12 protein-coding genes are annotated in these 19,793 nt (G+C 59.3%); 4 read left to right on the forward strand and 8 right to left on the reverse strand.

Translation table 11 applies throughout. From position 1 onward, the window contains the following. Positions 1-63: 63 nt before the first annotated feature. The 3 genes from H6973_00560 to metH are packed head-to-tail and all read right to left on the reverse strand — an operon-like array spanning position 64 to position 7,886. On the reverse strand, positions 64-1,527 hold the full coding sequence (locus H6973_00560; GenBank protein ID MCP5124159.1) for a virulence factor family protein: 1,464 nt from the start codon (positions 1,525-1,527) through the stop codon (positions 64-66). 7 nt (positions 1,528-1,534) lie between these two features. Continuing rightward, the gene (mprF, locus tag H6973_00565; GenBank protein ID MCP5124160.1) at positions 1,535-4,126 is read right to left on the reverse strand and encodes a bifunctional lysylphosphatidylglycerol flippase/synthetase MprF; all 2,592 of its coding nucleotides are present in this window, start codon (positions 4,124-4,126) and stop codon (positions 1,535-1,537) included. 55 nt (positions 4,127-4,181) lie between these two features. Continuing rightward, positions 4,182-7,886 carry a methionine synthase gene (gene metH, locus H6973_00570; protein MCP5124161.1) on the reverse strand — a complete coding sequence of 1,235 codons (3,705 nt, stop codon included), beginning with the start codon at positions 7,884-7,886 and terminating at the stop codon, positions 4,182-4,184. Positions 7,887-8,185: 299 nt separating this feature from the next. On the opposite strand from metH, the gene thiW reads away from it, so the two are divergent. Together thiW and nfi are read left to right on the forward strand one after the other, a co-directional pair. Further along, a complete protein-coding gene (gene thiW / locus H6973_00575; protein ID MCP5124162.1) occupies positions 8,186-8,710 on the forward strand; it encodes an energy coupling factor transporter S component ThiW in 525 nt (174 codons plus the stop codon). Between the two features lie 26 nt (positions 8,711-8,736). Beyond that, positions 8,737-9,399: a deoxyribonuclease V gene (gene nfi, locus H6973_00580; GenBank protein ID MCP5124163.1), complete on the forward strand. Its 663-nt coding sequence runs from the start codon at positions 8,737-8,739 to the stop codon at positions 9,397-9,399. Between the two features lie 45 nt (positions 9,400-9,444). Here the strand turns inward: nfi and H6973_00585 are convergent, their stop codons facing one another. Next, positions 9,445-10,497, reverse strand: a complete 1,053-nt coding sequence (locus tag H6973_00585) for a hypothetical protein (protein ID MCP5124164.1) — start codon at positions 10,495-10,497, stop codon at positions 9,445-9,447. Between the two features lie 342 nt (positions 10,498-10,839). Between H6973_00585 and H6973_00590 the strand changes: the two genes are divergently transcribed. Continuing rightward, positions 10,840-11,940, forward strand: a complete 1,101-nt coding sequence (locus tag H6973_00590; GenBank protein MCP5124165.1) for an alpha/beta hydrolase — start codon at positions 10,840-10,842, stop codon at positions 11,938-11,940. On the opposite strand, the gene H6973_00595 is transcribed toward H6973_00590, so the two are convergent. The 3 genes from H6973_00595 to H6973_00605 form a co-directional block, all read right to left on the reverse strand. Continuing rightward, on the reverse strand, positions 11,933-12,424 hold the full coding sequence (locus H6973_00595) for a hydrogenase maturation protease (protein MCP5124166.1): 492 nt from the start codon (positions 12,422-12,424) through the stop codon (positions 11,933-11,935). The two genes, H6973_00590 and H6973_00595, sit on opposite strands and share 8 nt — an antisense overlap. Positions 12,425-12,446: 22 nt before the next feature. Next, positions 12,447-12,764 carry a cupin domain-containing protein gene (locus tag H6973_00600; GenBank protein MCP5124167.1) on the reverse strand — a complete coding sequence of 106 codons (318 nt, stop codon included), beginning with the start codon at positions 12,762-12,764 and terminating at the stop codon, positions 12,447-12,449. Between the two features lie 234 nt (positions 12,765-12,998). Beyond that, positions 12,999-18,269: a filamentous hemagglutinin N-terminal domain-containing protein gene (locus tag H6973_00605; GenBank protein MCP5124168.1), complete on the reverse strand. Its 5,271-nt coding sequence runs from the start codon at positions 18,267-18,269 to the stop codon at positions 12,999-13,001. 144 nt (positions 18,270-18,413) lie between these two features. Here H6973_00605 and H6973_00610 point away from each other — a divergent pair, with 144 nt between their 5' ends. Continuing rightward, complete coding sequence (locus tag H6973_00610; protein ID MCP5124169.1) at positions 18,414-18,641, forward strand: hypothetical protein; 228 nt, start codon at positions 18,414-18,416, stop codon at positions 18,639-18,641. Here the strand turns inward: H6973_00610 and H6973_00615 are convergent. Next, positions 18,631-19,623: an aldo/keto reductase gene (locus tag H6973_00615; protein ID MCP5124170.1), complete on the reverse strand. Its 993-nt coding sequence runs from the start codon at positions 19,621-19,623 to the stop codon at positions 18,631-18,633. The genes H6973_00610 and H6973_00615 overlap by 11 nt on opposite strands. Positions 19,624-19,793: the final 170 nt, after the last annotated feature.

Genomic DNA, 19,793 nt, shown 5'->3' on the forward strand with positions numbered 1-19,793 from the left:
GTTATCTGAAACTCGAGGCGCTGGAAACCAGCGCTATAGGGGACACTATGGAAGTTGCTGAAATCATGAAGGGTTGTGCAGAACTGGACGTGCGCTTTCTGGAGGAGAAAGGTTGGGGGAGAGAGGATTGGCTGGCAATGGGGGCAACTGATCGAGAATGCGTCGAGCCACGCCCGGATAATCCTCGTCAAAGTGATGATCGCCCGGCATCGGTTGTGCGATGACGCCCAGGTCAACAAGCTTTGGACAGGAAGCATCCTCATCTTCGGCGCCGTAGATGCATAGCCGTTTAATACCGCTCAACTTGGCAATTTCCGGGCGCACCGGCTGATCGCTTTCATCGGGGTTGTCGCTGATCCAGTCGTTGAGATGAAACTCGAAAGAGGCGTAATCCGACAAGCCCAAGAGCGCTATGAGATCAATCTGTTCGCGCAACGCCGACGGCAAGCGATTAACGATGGCCGGCAATACATCAGCCCCGAAGGAATAGCCGATTAAAACGATGCGCTCTTTCTTCCAGACATCCAGGTACTTGCGCAGCGTCCGCTCCAAGTCCAGCGCGACTTCATCCGGTTGGCGGGCTTTCCAGAAGTAGCTTAGCGAATCCCAACCGACAGTCGGCAAGCCGTTTTTAGCCAGTTCCGCCGTCACCGCCCGGTCGAGCAGCGCCCAGCCGCCGTCTCCGGACAGCATGACCGCCAATTGTGGCCGGTTGGGACCGCCGGTCGCGGGTACTTCGGTGAGCGGTGCGCCACTGACGCTGGCATCCGGTTGCACCTGTTTAACGATGCTGGGGTCCAGCCATTGCAAGAGCGCAGACACCTGTGGCAGCCAGTCCTTGAATCCCTGATTGCCGGGCGCTTCGGTCAGTCGAGCTAACGAGATCGACTGGATAAACTGGGTGGTAGTTACTGCGCCACAGGCAGGCTGATTCTGGAACACAAACCAGGTAGTCGACAACCGGGTGACCGGTTTTAAAAGCGCTCCCTGCGCATTGGGCAATGCGCTGCTTTCCAGTTTCCCGACCCCAGGACATAGGGGTTGGCGCAAAGGCAGTTCCGGGCAAAAGTTGACGCCCACTCCGGCATGAAAGCGGTCCGCTGACGCCTGAGCCAGTGCGGCGTAGCCCAGCGTTGCGCCCGCGCCATACCCCAGTAAAATCGGCGGCAAGGGAGTCGCCAGTGGGTAGCGCTGCTCCATCCGCTGGTTCAATCGCTGGAGATCCGCAGATAAGTCGAGGCAAGCAGTCTTTGACGATTCCAGGCGCGTCAGATATTGATCCAGATCGATGCCGGCGACGACATAATCCAGACCGGCAACGTCTCGCGCTACAGCAGTCAGGTCAGCATTCCAGCCGCCTGCGCCGGATGCAAACAACACCACGCCTTTCGGTTCGTCACTCGTATGGTAAATAGCCAGACGGCCAAAGACAGCGTCGTCCAGCGTTTCCTCAGCCATTTCTGCCTGAGCGTTGGACAGCGCCAGCAGCGCAATGGTCAGGTACAGCACTCGTAGTAGGAGATGCATGGTGTTTTTAGAGATTGGGGATTGGGAATTGGGGACTGGGGATTGACCGCTTTTTGAAGCCGCCGCCAATCAGCGTCGTCAAATCGGCTAACACCCGGGGCAGCACCACCATACCGCTCGGCGTAGCCAGATAGCGGGCTTCCCACTGAGGATCAAACTTTTCCTTGTACTGGCGCAGACCCCGGAAATTGTAAAACGTCTCGCCATGCCCAAAGACCAGCGCGCCAAATCGATTCCACAGCGGCGCAAGGCTGCGGTTCTGCAAACCGGACAGTGGCGCCATGCCCAGATTGAACCAGGCGTAACCTTGCGCGCGGCCCCATAACATGATCTTGAGCAACAGATAATCCATTAGACCTTGCGGACTGTCGGGCGAATAGCGCATTAAATCGACCGATAACTCCTCGCCTCCGCTTTGCCAGAGGTTAGCGAAGGCGTCTATTTGCTGATCGCGCCAGACGACAGCGACCGGCCCCATTCGCAAGTAGTCCTCGTCAAAAAAACCCAGGGAAAAGCCTTTTTCCCGCCTGCTTTTCCCATGCAGCCAGGCGTCGGAAACGTGCTTCAATCGGGGTAATAGCGATGATGAAACATCCACGGCTTCCACAATCTCGAAACGGCAGCCCTCCCGCTCCAGGCGGTTGACATAGTTGCGCATCGCTTTGCGGGCCTTGCCGTCCAGTGAAAAGGCGGTCAGCGCTACCCGCGCTTCTTCGCCAAATTTCAAGAGCGTCAAACCCAGATCTACATACAAGCCCAAATGGTCCGGGTGAACCTGATAGAACACTGGCCAGCCGTCATGGCGTTCGCATAATTCGCGGAATTGCCAGGCCAGTTCCCGGCGGTCTTCCTCGTGGCGGGCGACGGGATCGCCCATGGCCACCCAGGTGCGGCCTTCCACAGCATACATCAGGAAAGCGCTGCGATCCGCATTGAACAAGAACGCCTTGTCGCCCAACAACGCGAGGTGGGCGTAGGTGCGCGGAAAGGCAACAGCGACCGCTCGCGCTTGTTGTAATTCGTTTGAACCTGGCCGGGTAGGTTCAAACGCGGCGGGTCGCAATAACTTGGCGATGCCAAAGAATAGCGCTGCACCCAGGGCGCCGACCATCGCACGTAGAAAGCGCGGCGCCTCACCCTGGTCGCTGAAGCTGAAATCCCACCACAGTTCGCTGGAATACTCGACATGCTTGTAGGAGAAGAAACCCAACCAGATTGAACACAGCAACACCACAGCAATCGCGGCGAGCCAGCCTGGCGTGAATCGTTCGCTGAACAGCGAAGCCTGCCGGTAGAACTGTCGCCGGGAGGGTAGCAAACCCGCCAATAGGACGGTCAGGATGATCGCTTCTTCGTAATCAGCGCCTTTCAGCAGCGAAGCGACGATGCCCGCGCCCAGAAAAATCACTGCCAGCAGCCAGGCGGCGTCGAGCCGGCGTTGCAAACCGCGCGCCAGCAATAACAGGCCCATGCCGATCAGGCTACTCATAAAGTGGGAGATTTCCAGCACGGATAGCGGGATGTGGTGATGCAACCATTTCAGCCGAGTCTCGATCGCCGGGGTTGCGGTTGAAAACAGCAACACCGCGCCGCTGATCAGCGTTAGCAGGGCGAAAAGATGCGGGAGCAACACGGGAACCCAGGGACCTATCATTCGGGGCAACCACAAGACCCGCTCCTTCTGATGCCGCAATTCGTACAAACCCAGCGTGAGCGCCGCCAGCGCCAGCGGCAAGAGGTAGTAGATCAGCCGATAGGCCAGCAACGCGCCAAGAATGTCGGCGCTGGGTAACTCGTTCTGGAGCATGAGCAGCACCAGCGACTCGAAAACGCCCAGGCCGCCGGGAATATGGCTGAGCAAGCCCGCAATTTGCGCAATCAGGAACACACCGAGGACATGGCCGAAGCCGAGCGTTGCCGTGACTGGCAGCAACGTGTAAAGAACCGCGCTGGCCATGACCCAGTCGAGCGCGCCGATGGCGATTTGCAGCAAGGCCAGACGTGGCCGGACCATCGGCAATTCCCAAGGCCCTACCGACAATGGTTGGCGACGGAGGACGCCCAGCAATACATAAACCGCCGGCAGAGCCAGCATCGACCCGCCCAACCATCGGTTGTCCAGCGCCAGCCCCGGAATCATGCGTAAATCCAGCGGTTCCAGCAGCAGCACTCCGCCGCCTACGGTCAGAATGCCCAGCCATAGCGTCAGGGTTGTGAACAGCACAATGCGGGCAATGTCCACCGTGGTCAGTCCCCAACTGGAGTACAGCCGGTAGCGCAGGGAGCTGGAGGTCAATACCGACAGGCCGACCGAATTACTGAAAGCGTAACTGAGCAGCGCCGCGAAACCGACCTTGGGCCAAGGCAGCGGCTGGCGGATATAGCGGAGCGCCAGCCAGTCATAACCGGTCGTGACCAGATAGCTGAACGCAGTGACCAGCAGCGCCGCAAAAATCTGCATTGCCGGTAATTGTCGCAGATACGCAGTGACATCCCGATAGCGGTCTTCGGCCAGCGCCTCGCGCAGCACCCACAAGGCGGCAACGAACAGTATCAAACCGATAAACGAACCGGCGTATCGAGCGAAGAATATTTTCATGGCCAGACGAAAAGAAATCCCTCTTTGGTGCAACGCTCATCCAATCAATTGTCAATCAATCCTCATCCGGTTCATAACCCAGACTCGGCGCCAGCCACTTTTCCGCCTCCGCCAGGGTCCAGTCCTTGCGCCGGGCGTAGTCGGCAACCTGATCGCGACCGAGCCGCCCTACGCCGAAATAGCGCGCCTCGGGATGGCTGAAATACCAGCCACTGACTGCCGCCGTCGGGGTCATGGCGAAGCTCTCGGTCAGATGGATGCCTGCATTATGATCCACATCCAATAACCGCCAGAGTAAATCTTTCTCAGTGTGGTCGGGACAGGCTGGATAACCGGGGGCCGGGCGAATCCCGCGATATTGCTCAGCAATCAGATCGTTATTGCTCAGCGTCTCATCCGCCGCATAGCCCCAGAACTCCTTGCGCGCTCGCTCATGCAAACGCTCGGCAAAGGCTTCCGCCAAGCGATCGGCTAATGCCTTCAATAAAATAGCACTGTAGTCGTCATGAACCCGCTCGAAGGCAGCCACCTGTTCCTCAATGCCGATACCCGCAGTCACCGCGAACGCACCCAGAAAGTCGACGACGCCCGATTCACGCGGCGCAATCCAGTCCGCAAGACAGTAATGGGGTTTGCCGGCCGGTTTCGGACCTTGTTGACGCAGGTGATGGAGCGTCATCAATGCCTGATTGCACGTCTGATCGGTATAAAGCGCTATATCGTCATTGTCGACCTGGTGCGCCGGGAAAAAGCCGATCACCGCCCGCGCCGTCAGCCAGTCTTTGGTGATGATTTTATCGAGCATGGCCTGGGCGTCGGCGAAGAGTTGGCGGGCGTGTTCGCCCTGTGCGGGATCGTCAAAGATCGCCGGATAGCGCCCGCGCAGTTCCCATGCCTGGAAAAACGGCGTCCAGTCAATTCGTTCCACTAATTCCGCTAATGGGTAGTCGTCGAACGTGCGAATGCCGAGGAAGCGGGGTTGTGGCGGGATATAAGTCGACCCATCGAGGACAGGCCGGTTAGCGCGGACTTGGGCAAGCGGCAACAACGCTTCGCGCCCACGACGATTGGCGTGTTGCTCGCGTTTCTGGACATAATCGGCTTTGGTTTTGGCCATATAGCCGGCCTTGGCATCGACGCTCACCAGGTTTTGCGCCACGCCCACCGCCCGCGAGGCGTCCTTGACATAGACCACCGCGCCCGGATATTGCGGGTCGATTTTCACCGCCGTGTGCATAACCGACGTGGTCGCGCCGCCGATGAGCAACGGGATGTTGAAGCCCTGCCGCTTCATTTCCCTGGCGACGTTGACCATTTCATCCAGTGACGGGGTAATCAACCCGGACAGGCCGATCATGTCCGCTCCATGCTCACGCGCAGCGTCGAGAATCTTCTGTGCGGGAACCATCACCCCGAGATCGACGACTTCAAAGTTATTGCATTGCAGCACCACGCCGACAATGTTCTTGCCGATGTCATGCACATCGCCCTTGACCGTGGCCAGCACAATCCGGCCATTGCTGCGGCGCTCGCCTTCCGCCTGTTCCGCTTCGATGTAGGGAATCAGGTAAGCGACGGATTTCTTCATCACCCGCGCTGATTTCACAACCTGCGGCAGAAACATTTTGCCCGCGCCGAACAGATCGCCGACCACGTTCATACCATCCATCAATGGCCCTTCAATGACCTGTAAAGGTCGATCGAAATGCTGACGGGCTTCCTCAGTGTCGGTCTCGATGAACTCGTCGATACCCTTGATCAGCGCATGTTCCAGTCGTTTAGCGACGGGCCAGGAACGCCACTCCTGCACCTTCTCCGGAGCGGCTGACGCCTCGCCGGTCTGGTATTGCGGCGCGATGTCCAGCAACCGCTCAGTGGCGTCCGGACGACGGTTAAGAATCACGTCTTCGACCCGTTCCTGCAGTTCAACCGGAATTTCCTCGTAGATCGCCAACTGCCCAGCATTGACGATGCCCATATCCATACCGGCGTGGATGGCGTGATAAAGGAAGACCGAATGAATCGCCTCGCGCACCGGGTTGTTGCCCCGGAAGGAAAAGGACACATTGGACACGCCGCCGGAGATTAGCGCATGAGGCAAGGCCGCCTTGATGCGCCGGGTGGCTTCAATGAAATCCAGCCCATAGCGGTTATGTTCCTCAATTCCAGTGGCAACGGCGAAAATGTTGGGATCGAAAATAATGTCCTGGGGCGGAAATCCCACTTGCTCGGTCAGAATCCGATAAGCGCGCTGGCAGATGGCGAATTTGCGCTCCTCGGTGTCGGCCTGGCCTTGTTCGTCAAAAGCCATGACAATCGCCGCCGCGCCATAGCGACGGACTAACCGGGCCTGACGGATAAACTCCGCCGCCCCTTCTTTCATGCTAATTGAGTTCACCACCGGCTTACCCTGGATGCGCTTGAGACCGGCTTCCAGAATTTCCCATTTGGAGGAATCGATCATCACCGGCGTCCGGCTGATATCCGGCTCGGCGGCGATCAGATTGAGAAAGGTAGTCATAGCCTCCTTCGAGTCCAGCATCCCTTCATCCATGTTGATGTCGATGATCTGCGCACCGTTTTCGACCTGCTGGCGAGCGACATCCAGCGCGCTGTTGTAATCACCCGATTTGATCAGCCGTTTGAATACGGCGGAACCAGTGACATTGGTGCGCTCGCCGACGTTGATGAATAACGAGTCGGGACCAATATTGAGCGGTTCCAGTCCGGCCAATCGGCAATGCGGCTCGATGGTCGGGATTTGCCGGGGCGGGAAGTCTTTGACAGCCTCGACAATGGCGCGGATGTGGGCCGGGGTGGTGCCGCAGCAGCCGCCGACGATGTTGAGAAAACCGCTTTCAGCGAATTCACGGATCGTGGCGGCCATCATCTCCGGAGTTTCATCATACTCGCCGAAGGCATTGGGCAACCCGGCGTTGGGATGGGCGGAAACATGCGTGTCGGCGATGCGCGCCAGTTCAGCGATGTAGGGTCGTAGTTGCGTCGCGCCCAGCGCGCAGTTGAGGCCAAAGGATAAGGGCCGGATATGCGAAAGCGAGTTCCAGAACGCCTCGGTCGTTTGCCCGGATAAAGTGCGCCCGGAAGCGTCGGTGATGGTGCCGGAAATCATCACCGGTAGCCGGAGGCCGGAGTCATCGAAAAATTGCTGGATGGCGAACAGCGCGGCCTTGGCGTTCAGCGTGTCGAAGATCGTTTCAACCAGCAGTAGGTCCACGCCACCCTCGACCAGCGCCTGGGCGGCTTCGGTGTAAGCAACGACCAGTTCATCAAAGGTGATGTTGCGGAAACCGGGATTGTTGACATCCGGCGACAGACTGGCAGTGCGGTTGGTAGGGCCAAGTATTCCGGCAACAAAGCGGGGTTGCGCGGGGTTGCGAGCGGTAAATTCATCGGCGACTTTACGGGCCAGCCGCGCCGCTTTGCGGTTTAACTCTGGTACGAGATTTTCCATGCCGTAGTCGTGCATGGACACCGAGGTCGAGTTGAAGGTGTTGGTTTCGAGAATATCTGCACCGGCATCCAGATAGGCGGCGTGAATCTCCCGAATGATCGCTGGTTGGGTTAATACCAGCAGGTCGTTATTGCCTTTGAGGTCGCTGGGCCAGTCGCGGAACCGTTCGCCCCGGTAATCGGCCTCTTGCAGGCGGTAACTCTGGATCATGGTGCCCATCGCCCCGTCCAAAATGAGAATGCGGCGGGCGAGCAGGTCAGAGAGTTCGGCGGTTCGGTCAAAGGGCATCAGCAGGGTACTCGGAGATTTGAGCGGAATGGAAACGGTTTTTTGGATTATGGGTTTAGCTAATACATTCTATGCAATCAGGGTAGACTCTGATCAATTCTTATGTGTAGTGATCTTACTACCTGTCAGTTCCTCATCATGGGGCAGATCGGGTAGAAGGGAGGTAAGCATTGACGGGAGTTTATCGGAAATCGTGTTGAGCTTGGGCTAAAATACCCAGGTTATGCCTGAAGCACAGCTATTCTGAAACAGCGCCGAATTCCCCGGAAACAGGAAATCTGGACAGGAAAATCCCGGATATGTCGATCCACGACTCACCTAACACCTCGGCGCAAGGCGCGATCCCGCCTACTCGCCTGATCGCTTACAGCGTCGCGTTGGCGGCGCTGGCGGTCGCCCTGTCGCCGATTAGCATTCCCATCGGCATCGCCAAGATATCGCCGACTCAACACTTCATCAACGTCATCGCTGGGGCGCTGGTTGGCCCCTGGTGGGGACTGGCCATTGCGCTGGTGACTTCGCTGATCCGCAACGCCATCGGTTTGGGTACGCCGCTTGCCTTTCCCGGCAGCGTGTTTGGCGTGGTGCTGGCCGGACTGGCCTACCGCTATACCCGCAATGTGTATTTTACCGCTTTGGGTGAAATCATTGGCACGGGCTTGATTGGCGCGTCGATTGGCGCGCTGCTGGTTGCGCCTTACCTGATGGGTAAAGACCTGGCGTTGACCCTGCTGATTCTCCCCTTCCTGCTGTCTTCGGCAGCCGGCGCAGCGCTGGGAATCACTGGTCTGGGGATTTTACGGCGACTTGGTTATTTGCGCTGAGTGATATGACTCAATCCCCGACCGGGATGAAAACCACTGTCGTCCATTCCTGGAATCTCAGTCCCGCCGAAGCTATCGCCTTGCAGCGGGAATTGCGTCCTCATCTGATTCTGGAGGATCGGTTGGCGGCGGTGCGGCGGGTGGCCGGAGTCGATGTCGGATTTGAGGAAAGCGGCGCTGTGACCCGTGCGGCCATTGCGGTGCTGCGCTACCCGGAACTGGAGGTGCTGGAAACCGCTATCGCCCGTCGTCCGACCTCCTTTCCCTACGTGCCGGGACTCCTCTCCTTCCGCGAACTGCCCGCCGTGCTGGAGGCGTTGGAACAGTTGCGGAAACCGCCGGACCTGTTGCTGTGCGACGGACAAGGCATTGCCCATCCCCGGCGCTTGGGCATCGCTAGCCATCTGGGTTTGCTGGTGGATATTCCATCGATTGGCGTGGCCAAGACTCGCTTATGCGGTGCACACGACGACCCGCTGAATCAGCGTGGCGCATGGGCGCCGTTGTGGGCGAAGGGTGAAATCATTGGCGCGGTATTGCGAACCCGACCCAATGTCAAACCGCTGTACATTTCGCCCGGTCACCGGATCAGCCTGGATACGGCCATTCACTATGTAATGGCCTGCTGTACCCGCTACCGCCTGCCGGAAACGACGCGCCATGCGCATCGGTTAGCGTCAGAACGATAGGCCGGATCAAAGCGAAGCGTTGCCCGACAGCGCGAAGGGATGAGTTCAGGTCATCACCCGTGGCGTCAACATCCGGCGCGCTTGTTCCAGGAAATCGGGTTGCGGCAACAGTTCACTGCTGGGAAAGCGCGCAAACAACATGGTGAAGCGGCGCGCATCCTGACGCAACACAATCTCATCGAATTCCAGCATGTTCGTGTTATGCCGCGAATTCGCCGACATCTTGACGTTCATGTGGTTGAGATGCAGGATGACCCGTTCCAACCGCAGGTGTTTTTCCGGCTCGCGCAAGGTTGCAGCGACTTTCGCCAGATGGTTTTCAATGGTGGCGGAACTGATGCGGATGTGCGTCAACTCGGTTTCGATTTCCTGCAACTGCTTTTCCAGCGCGCCAGCGTCGGGCGCGGCGGGAACCCGGATTTCCATCAGCGGTTCCAACGCCAGCGTACTGGCTTTGTAGAGTTGCGCCTTTTTCTGCAACAGCAGGCGCTGTTGCTGCTCCAGTTGCTGCTTGCGGCTGCGGGTGGAGAGCAGGCGTTGCAGCGCAATCTCAACCAGGTAGTCGAATACCCGATTCATGGCGTTGTGGCGACTCTCGGTCGCACTGTCGGTCGGCAGAGAGACGCGCGGGTCATGGAAATTCACCACGGTTTGCACAACGTCGCGCCGCATCAAGTCGCCCTGTAAATCCATGCCGATGATGTTTTTCTCGACCCGTTCCGCCACGAGAACCGCATAAAGCGTCTCGGGCAACGGACCAGGGTTTTGGTCGAGATAGCCGAGCATCCCCTGACTGAAGCTGATGACTTCCCGCAGTTGTTCTGGCGAGGCGAACAGTGCGCGCACTCGGGGATCGGTCGTGAAACTGCGCCGGCTGAGTTCGACCGCCGGCGGAAAGGTGTCGACAAAGGCGACCACGAATTCGATGGCCTGCTCCACGGCGTCGCGCAATTTGCGCTGATAGTGTCTGACCGCACGCAGGCGCGGATCGGTGCCGTCTACCACCCGCTCAATTGCGGATCGAATCAACGCTTCATCAAACTTGCCCGGTTTGTTGGGGGCGGTAGTGAAAATGGATTGCAGCAGGCGCAGCACCATGCTTTGGGTCTCCTCTGAGGCGTGGGTTAGCGCCGGTGACTACAGGGACAACGTTTTTTGCATATCAGAATTATAGGCTGACCCGTTATTTCGCGCATTGAGCTTGACTGTGGTTAGTCATGATTTGAACAGATATGATTAAATCCGGTGTAAGCATTCACCTCCCCCCTTTGAAAAAGGGGGGCTGGGGGGGATTGCGCACGGGCGACGGGGCCAAAATCCCCCCTAACCCCCCTTTGCCAAAGGGGGGGACTGAACGGTTACAATCCGATAAACAGGCATGGCCATCGAAAACATTATTGGTTTATCGGCGATTATCCAATGTAATGGGAGCAAAAATTGATGCCGGATTGGACACTGATCACCTTGGCCGGAGTGTTATCCATCCTTCTTGCCGCCTGGCTGCTCATCCAGATTTTCCTCAAAGGCCCCAGTCTGCGGAGTTACGATCAACCGATCCCTAACGCTCGCACCGGCTCGCGCGACCACGCCAGTCCCGAACATCAGGAAGTCTTGCGGTTGCTGGAACAGGCGCAGACCGAAATTCGCACCGCTCCACGGAAACAATGGCTGGAAACCGTCCGCAAGGTCATGGCGCGTGGATTTGTAGAACCCTCCCTGCTCGCAAGTCATTCGGGATACCAGATTCGCCAAGTCGATGCCGGCGGCGTTGCCGGCGAATGGGTGCTGGCCCCGGATGCTGACCCGAATCGCCGCCTGCTTTATCTGCATGGCGGCAGTTTCATTAGCGGTTGCCCGCATGGCCATCGGGTGATCACCACGCAATTGGCCCGGATCACGGGCGCTTCAGTGTTGGCGTTGGATTATCGGCTGATGCCGGAACATACGCGGCGAGACTTGATCGCTGATTGCCAGACCGGTTATCGCTGGATTCTCGACCACGCTCCCGAGGAATCGGCGCCCGTTCAGGAATTGTTCGTCGCCGGCGACTCGGCGGGCGGCGGTCTGGCGCTCATGCTGATCGCCTGGGCGCGTGACGCCGGTTTGCGCGCGGCTGACGGCGCGATCGCCCTCTCGCCCAGCGTAGATATGACCTTCTCCAGTCCCACCCTCAAGAGCCATGCCCAATCCGACTGGATGCTCGGTCCGGGTTTGGGCAAATTCATGAAAATTCCCTTTTCCATCCGGCTGCTCATTTTCTGGGCCATCAATCGCATGATGCCGCCCAATCCGTTGCTCTCACCGATTTTTAGCGATTTGTCGGGATTGCCGCCGGTGCTGATCCAGGTCAGCGAAGCCGAAATGATGTTGGGCGACGCCCGTCGCTATGTGAACAAGGCGCGCATTGCCGGAACTCAGGCGAAACTGGAAACCTGGCCGGATATGCTGCATGTCTGGCACTTGTTTGAACCGATTCTCCCGGAAGCGCGGGAGGCGCTGGAACGGATCGGGCAATTCGTAGCGCGCTGCTCAGTCAAATAGCCGCCCAGTCCATCCATGTTTCAACATCGGGCCGCGCCAGCAGCCGTCTGGCGAATTCGATTGCTGCTGCAAGGTGGGTCTCCGCTGTCGCGCTTAAAGACTCGCCCAGTTCAAATCGCTCGCCGCGAATCGCCAGTTGAAACGCTGGCGGCGGTGGCGTTTGATTAATTAGTTGATAAACGTGCAGCACCGCAGTTGGCGACAGCGCATGGCTGGTATAGCTGGTATCCCGCGACGGTTGGAGACGGGTCAACTGGTGCGGCGCTGGACAGGATACGCTGGCGTCCACAAACAGGGCCAGCGCCCGGCCCTCCAGATCAACGGCATGTTCGATCTGCAACTGGAAGTCGGTCAGCAACTCAATGTTCCCCCAGTCGCTACGTTGTTCCTGCTCAGCCGCTAGTTGCTCCAGGAACAAGGGACCCAGGGCGTCATCCCCCCGACTTGGATTGCCAACGGCCAGAACAACCACAGTTTTAGTCAATCTTTGTCTTCCAGGCTTGCTTTTACGAGGGCCGGTGACGGTAAAACACCGCCAGCCAGATGGCGGGGCGCGAAGTATACGTCACCCGATGCCGGGTATGCGCGGGCAGGTTCAGCGCATCGCCCCGCGTCAGGTGAACCCGCTCGCCATCGGCGAATTCGATACCGGCTTCCCCCTCCAGCAACAACACCCATTCGTTTTCGTCCTGATCATACCAGAAGCCGTCCGGGGAGGCGTGGCCGTTCGAGACAATCCGCTCGATGCGCACGGCGTCATGACGCAGCAGTTCAGTGAACGCTTCCTCAGTGAGCTTCTCGGGAAGGGGATGAAGTAGGTTCATGGACAGTGGGCTGTACTGACCCCGATTTTTTGGATACTTAAATCGGGATGTTTAAGTTATACCGTTTCCCGGTAAGTTTTGAACGCTGGATTCCCCCCTTTAGCAAAGGGGGGCCGGGGGGGATTTGAACGCCGTGAGTTCCAGCCACAGGTCAAAATCCCCCCCGGCCCCCCTTTTTCAAAGGGGGGAGGCTCCGTGGCATTAGGAAATAGCGAACCCCGAACGCTCATCGCTTCACCGGTTATTGAAACCGAACTCGGCCCCAGGAGGCGGTTGCACCGAGACCGGCGCGGCGGGGACATCCTGGCGGGAGTTCGCTGCCGAAGAAGCCAGCGCCACGGGTTCCGTCGGCAGACAGCGACTGAGGGGCGCGGGCATCGCCTCGTCTGGCCCGAGCGGCAATGCGCCCCGGCCATGAATCAGGAAATGACTGCGCTCGTCGCGGTCGCCGCTGTCACAGTGTCGGCTGATGTGGTGGGAGACATCGAGGTAGGGCGTGTTGAGGTTGGCCAGGCTACCGCTGATATCTGTGGTCGGGGCGTTGACTTCCACGGTGCCGTCGTTGCCGCTGCGGCCACCAGTGGCGCTTAGAACGTCGTCAACCGTAGGCGCATCGTGTAGGAAGGCTTGGGCTTCGATGCGGATGCGGCCCCCCTGAAATTCTTCAGCACGGGCAGTCACGGTGCTACCGTCCAGCGCGACGATGTTGGTGCTGTGAATAGTGACATTGCCGCCGTCGCTGTTAGAGATGTTGCCGCCTGCCGAGGAACTGATTTCGCTACCGTTGAGTAACTTAAGGTAATCGGCGTTGATCGTGACGTTGCCGCCAGTGGTGTCCGATGCAGTAGCGACAATGCTGCCGCCATCGGTCAGAGTCAGATAAGGGGCATTGACTTTTAATTCACCTGCGTTGCCTTCGTCACTAAAGGATCGGACGCTGATTCGCCCGTCATTTTTCACCGTGAGAGTATCGGTCACGCTCACGGTCACGTTTCCTCCATCACCGAGCGCGGTAGAGTTGGCCTGGCTGGAAATTCCAGTAAAGCCGTCATACCCCATCCCATCCACGAGCAGATTGCCGACGCTCACCGTCACGTCCCCGGCAGGGCCTTCGCTAAAGGTGCCAGCACTGATTTCCCCCCCATTCTGCACCGTGAGGGTGTCAGCAATATTGAGGTTCACGCTCCCTCCAGCTCCGGTGCCGTCTTCGGCATCGCTGGCCAGGCCGGTGAAGAACTCTGATCCCATCCCATCCACCAACAGATTCCGGGCATTCACCGTCACGTCCCCGGCAGGGCCTTCGCCCCAAGTGTCGGCGCTAATTTGCCCCCCATTCTGCACCGTGAGGGTGTCGGTAAGGGTGAGATTCACGCTCCCCCCGGCCCCGGTGGAGTCGGAATTAGCGTTGCTGACCAGGCCGGTAACGGTCTCCGCTCCCATCCGATCTACCAACAGATTCCGGGCATTCACCGTCACGTCCCCGGCAGGGCCTGTGCCAAAGGTGCTGGCGCGGATGGTCCCGCCATTCTGCACGGTGAGGATGTCGGTAAGGGTGAGATTCACGCTCCCCCCGGCCCCGGTGGAGCCGGAATTAGCACTGCTGGCCAGGCCGGTGAAGAACTCTGATCCCATCCCATCCACCAGCAGATTCCGGGCATTCACCGTCACGTCCCCGGCAGGGCCTTCGCTAAAGGTACCAGCACTGATTTCCCCCCCATTCTGCACCGTGAGGGTGTCGGCAAGGGTGAGGTTCACGCTCCCCCCGGCTCCGGTGGAGCCGGAATTAGCGTTGCTGACCAGGCCGGTAACGGTCCCCGCTCCCATCCGATCTACCAACAGATTCCGGGCATTCACCGTCACGTCCCCGGCAGGGCCTTCGCTAAAGGTACCAGCACTGATTTCCCCCCCATTCTGCACCGTGAGAGTATCGGTCACGCTCACGGTCACGTTTCCTCCATCACCGAGCGCGGTAGAGTTGGCCTGGCTGGAAATTCCAGTAAAGCCGTCATACCCCATCCCATCCACGAGCAGATTGCCGACGCTCACGGTCACGTCCCCGGCAGGGCCTTCGCCCCAAGTGTCGGCGCTAATTTGCCCCCCATTCTGCACCGTGAGGGTGTCGGTAAGGGTGAGATTCACGCTCCCCCCGGCCCCGGTGGAGCCGGAATTAGCTTGGCTGGCCAGGCCGGTGAAGGTCTCCGCTCCCATCCGATCTACCAACAGATTCCGGGCATTCACCGTCACGTCCCCGGCAGGGCCTGTGCCAAAGGTGCTGGCGCGGATGGTCCCGCCATTCTGCACGGTGAGGATGTCGGTAAGGGTGAGATTCACGCTCCCCCCGGCCCCGGTGGAGCCGGAATTAGCACTGCTGGCCAGGCCGGTGAAGAACTCTGATCCCATCCCATCCACCAACAGATTCCGGGCATTCACCGTCACGTCCCCGGCAGGGCCTTCGCCCCAAGTGTCGGCGCTAATTTGCCCCCCATTCTGCACCGTGAGGGTGTCGGTAAGGGTGAGATTCACGCTCCCCCCGGCCCCGGTGGAGCCGGAATTAGCGTTGCTGACCAGGCCGGTAACGGTCTCCGCTCCCATCCGATCTACCAACAGATTCCGGGCATTCACCGTCACGTCCCCGGCAGGGCCTTCGCTAAAGGTGCCAGCACTGATTTCCCCCCCATTCTGCACCGTGAGAGTATCGGTCACGCTCACGGTCACGTTTCCTCCATCACCGAGCGCGGTAGAGTTGGCCTGGCTGGAAATTCCAGTAAAGCCGTCATACCCCATCCCATCCACGAGCAGATTGCCGACGCTCACGGTCACGTCCCCGGCGGGGCCTTCGCTAAAGGTACCAGCACTGATTTCCCCCCCATTCTGCACCGTGAGGGTGTCAGCAATATTGAGGTTCACGCTCCCTCCAGCTCCGGTGCCGTCTTCGGCATCGCTGGCCAGGCCGGTGAAAGTCTCCGCTCCCATCCCATCCACCAACAGATTCCGGGCATTCACCGTCACGTCCCCGGCAGGGCCTTCGCTAAAGGTGCCAGCACTGATTTCCCCCCCATTCTGCACCGTGAGGGTGTCAGCAATATTGAGGTTCACGCTCCCTCCAGCTCCGGTGCCGTCTTCGGCATCGCTGGCCAGGCCGGTGAAGAACTCTGATCCCATCCCATCCACCAACAGATTCCGGGCATTCACCGTCACGTCCCCGGCAGGGCCTTCGCCCCAAGTGTCGGCGCTAATTTGCCCCCCATTCTGCACCGTGAGGGTGTCGGTAAGGGTGAGATTCACGCTCCCCCCGGCCCCGGTGGAGCCGGAATTAGCGTTGCTGACCAGGCCGGTAACGGTCTCCGCTCCCATCCGATCTACCAACAGATTCCGGGCATTCACCGTCACGTCCCCGGCAGGGCCTTCGCTAAAGGTGCCAGCACTGATTTCCCCCCCATTCTGCACCGTGAGAGTATCGGTCACGCTCACGGTCACGTTTCCTCCATCACCGAGCGCGGTAGAGTTGGCCTGGCTGGAAATTCCAGTAAAGCCGTCATACCCCATCCCATCCACGAGCAGATTGCCGACGCTCACGGTCACGTCCCCGGCGGGGCCTTCGCTAAAGGTGCCAGCACTGATTTCCCCCCCATTCTGCACCGTGAGGGTGTCAGCAATATTGAGGTTCACGCTCCCTCCAGCTCCGGTGCCGTCTTCGGCATCGCTGGCCAGGCCGGTGAAAGTCTCCGCTCCCATCCCATCCACCAACAGATTCCGGGCATTCACCGTCACGTCCCCGGCAGGGCCTTCGCCCCAAGTGTCGGCGCTAATTTGCCCCCCATTCTGCACCGTGAGGGTGTCGGTAAGGGTGAGATTCACGCTCCCCCCGGCCCCGGTGGAGTCGGAATTAGCGTTGCTGACCAGGCCGGTAACGGTCTCCGCTCCCATCCGATCTACCAACAGATTCCGGGCATTCACCGTCACGTCCCCGGCAGGGCCTTCGCTAAAGGTGCCAGCACTGATTTCCCCCCCATTCTGCACCGTGAGAGTATCGGTCACGCTCACGGTCACGTTTCCTCCATCACCGAGCGCGGTAGAGTTGGCCTGGCTGGAAATTCCAGTAAAGCCGTCATACCCCATCCCATCCACGAGCAGATTGCCGACGCTCACGGTCACGTCCCCGGCGGGGCCTTCGCTAAAGGTACCAGCACTGATTTCCCCCCCATTCTGCACCGTGAGGGTGTCAGCAATATTGAGGTTCACGCTCCCTCCAGCTCCGGTGCCGTCTTCGGCATCGCTGGCCAGGCCGGTGAAAGTCTCCGCTCCCATCCCATCCACCAACAGATTCCGGGCATTCACCGTCACGTCCCCGGCAGGGCCTTCGCCCCAAGTGTCGGCGCTAATTTGCCCCCCATTCTGCACCGTGAGGGTGTCGGCAATATTGAGGTCGACGCGGCCCGCATCACCTGCGCCGAAAGTAGCGCTTTGTACAGCACTCCCGTCCAGCGACAAATTCCCTGCCTCAACCGTGATCGACCCGGCGTCACCTGCTGCGGTATCTGCTGTCAATCGGGCATTCCCGATAAAGCGCATCCCCCCCGCGATCTGTACATTCACATCCCGCCCTGCCTGCGCCCCGTAGGTATCGGCAAACACCATCCCGCCCCAGTTCACCCACTCCCCGCCGCGAATGAACAGCGCGCCGCCGCCTGCGCCGCTGGTGTCCATATCACCCAAAGGCACATCAGCAAACCCATTTCCCATATCGACCATCTTGCGCGGCGCATCAGGGTCACGCTTCATTGTTAACGTCCCCAACCGCCCAAACCCCTGCATGACCAAATCCGTATCTGTGGGGATCACCGCCCCCGCCGAACCGACCGCCGCTACATTCAACCGCCCCGCCGGCGCGTACACCGTCGCATTCGTCAGCGTCACATCCCCGCCAATTAGCGACAGCGTTTGTCCTTCTGCCCCATGCAGATAGCTGCCGTTGATGTCGATCCGCCCCGGCATCTCCCCGAGAAACCCAAACGCCTCCACCGGCGCGACTGTCAACACACTGTTTCCGGGCGTTAGCGCCTCAAACCGCCCGCCCTCACCCAAGCGCAAATAATCCGCCGTGCTGGCGTGGAACGACCCGGACACGTCCAGCCGGGCATTTTCCCCGAACAGAAGTCCCGCTGGATTGAGCAAATACAGATTCGCGCCGGGAATAGTCGAGCGCAGCAACCCGTCAATTGTGGACGCCTGCCCACCCGTCACCCGGCCAATGATGTTGCTCACTGAATTTGGCCCGCTAAAGGTCGCGGATTCCCCGGCATGAATCGAGAACTGGCCAAAGCTATGAAACAGATTGCCGCCGTGTTGTTGGCCCACCTCAGCGGGAATGGCGTAGTTCGGCCCGGACAACGGCCCCGCCGGCCCGAGCGTCCCGTCCAGGGTAACTTGGGCCAGACTGAGGCGAGTCAGCAGCATCAGCCCGAAAAACAGGGAAAAGCGATCAACAGGACGTAATGTCGCCATAGGAGCAATCTCTATCGAGGGGAAATCAGGTTCTCACTGCTGCGTAACCGTTCAGTCCCCCCTTTAGCAAAGGGGGGTAAGGGGGGATTTTGGCCCCGTCGCCCGTGCGGAATCCCTCCCGGCCTCCTTTTTCAAAGGGGGGAAATGAACGCTTACACCGCTGCCATTTCATATACCCGTAAAGAGAGTATGGTAAACTCTATACCTTATTTCCAGCAAACGATTGTGGCGAATACCTTTTCATTTGAAACGGTGCTTTGGCCACCTGCGCTGGCTGCTAACCGGATCGACCAAAGCCAGCCCTACTTCGTGCTGGGCGAGGTGGGGATTGCCAATGGTAGGGCAACCGGTCGCCCCGGCTTCACACATTGACCAGCTGCATCATCTCGGCTGGATACCGCAGGCCCGCGGCTGCATCGGGCGGAAAAGCAGTCGCCAACTCAGCATACTCCGTCGGAGTCAACATGATGTCGACCGCGCCCACATTGTCCTCCAGATAGCGCCGCCGCTTGGTGCCGGGAATCGGGATAATGTCTTCCCCTTGGGCCAGCACCCAAGCCAAGGCCAATTGGGCCGGCGTACAGCCTTTCTGCCGGGCCAGCATCTCGATCTTGTCGACGAGGGCCAAATTCCGGGCGAAGTTCTCGCCCTGAAAACGCGGGCTGGTGCGCCGGTAGTCGTCATCGGCAAAATCTTCCGGACGCCGGATCGCGCCAGTCAGAAAGCCACGTCCGAGGGGACTATAGGCGACGAAGCTGACCCCGAAGCGACGGCACGCCGCCAAGACCCCGTCGGTTTCCGGGTCACGGCTCCACAGGGAATATTCGGATTGCACCGCCGCGATCGGGTGGACCGCATAGGCCCGCGTGAGGGTGGCGGCGGAGACCTCCGACAACCCGAGCCAGCGCACCTTGCCAGCGCGCACCAAGTCCGCCATAGCGCCCACGGTGTCCTCAATGGGCGTGTCCGGGTCGAGCCGGTGCTGGTAATACAAGTCAATCGTCTCCACCCCCAACCGCCGGAGGCTGCCCTCACAGGCGGCGCGAATGTACTCGGGGCGACTGTTGAGACCGCGCCGCGTCGGATCTTGCGGGTCGCGCACGACGCCAAACTTGGTGGCGAGAACGACGCGGTCGCGTTGCCCCCGGATCGCTCGACCGACTAGTTCTTCATTGGTGTGGGGGCCGTACATATCGGCAGTGTCCAGCAGAGTGATGCCTAACTCCAGCGCACGATGGAGCGTCGCCAGGGACTCGGCCTCATCGCGCCCACTGTAAAAATCACTCATGCCCATACAGCCTAGACCGATGGCGGAGACGGAAGGGCCGTTGCGGCCTAATAAACGGGTTTTCATGGAAAGCGCCTCGTCAGGGTAATAATTCAGAATGATGGAATTTGCGGCGTTGCGTGTCGGGGGTGTCCATTGCGCACCTCGACCGAGTGATGGATTATCATGGGGTTCTCCAGATTTGAGATAGAATAACTAATATTAGAACACGACTTTGCGGCAAAACGAGCCGCTTC

This window comes from Gammaproteobacteria bacterium (assembly GCA_024235095.1).
Lineage (GTDB): Bacteria > Pseudomonadota > Gammaproteobacteria > Competibacterales > Competibacteraceae > UBA2383.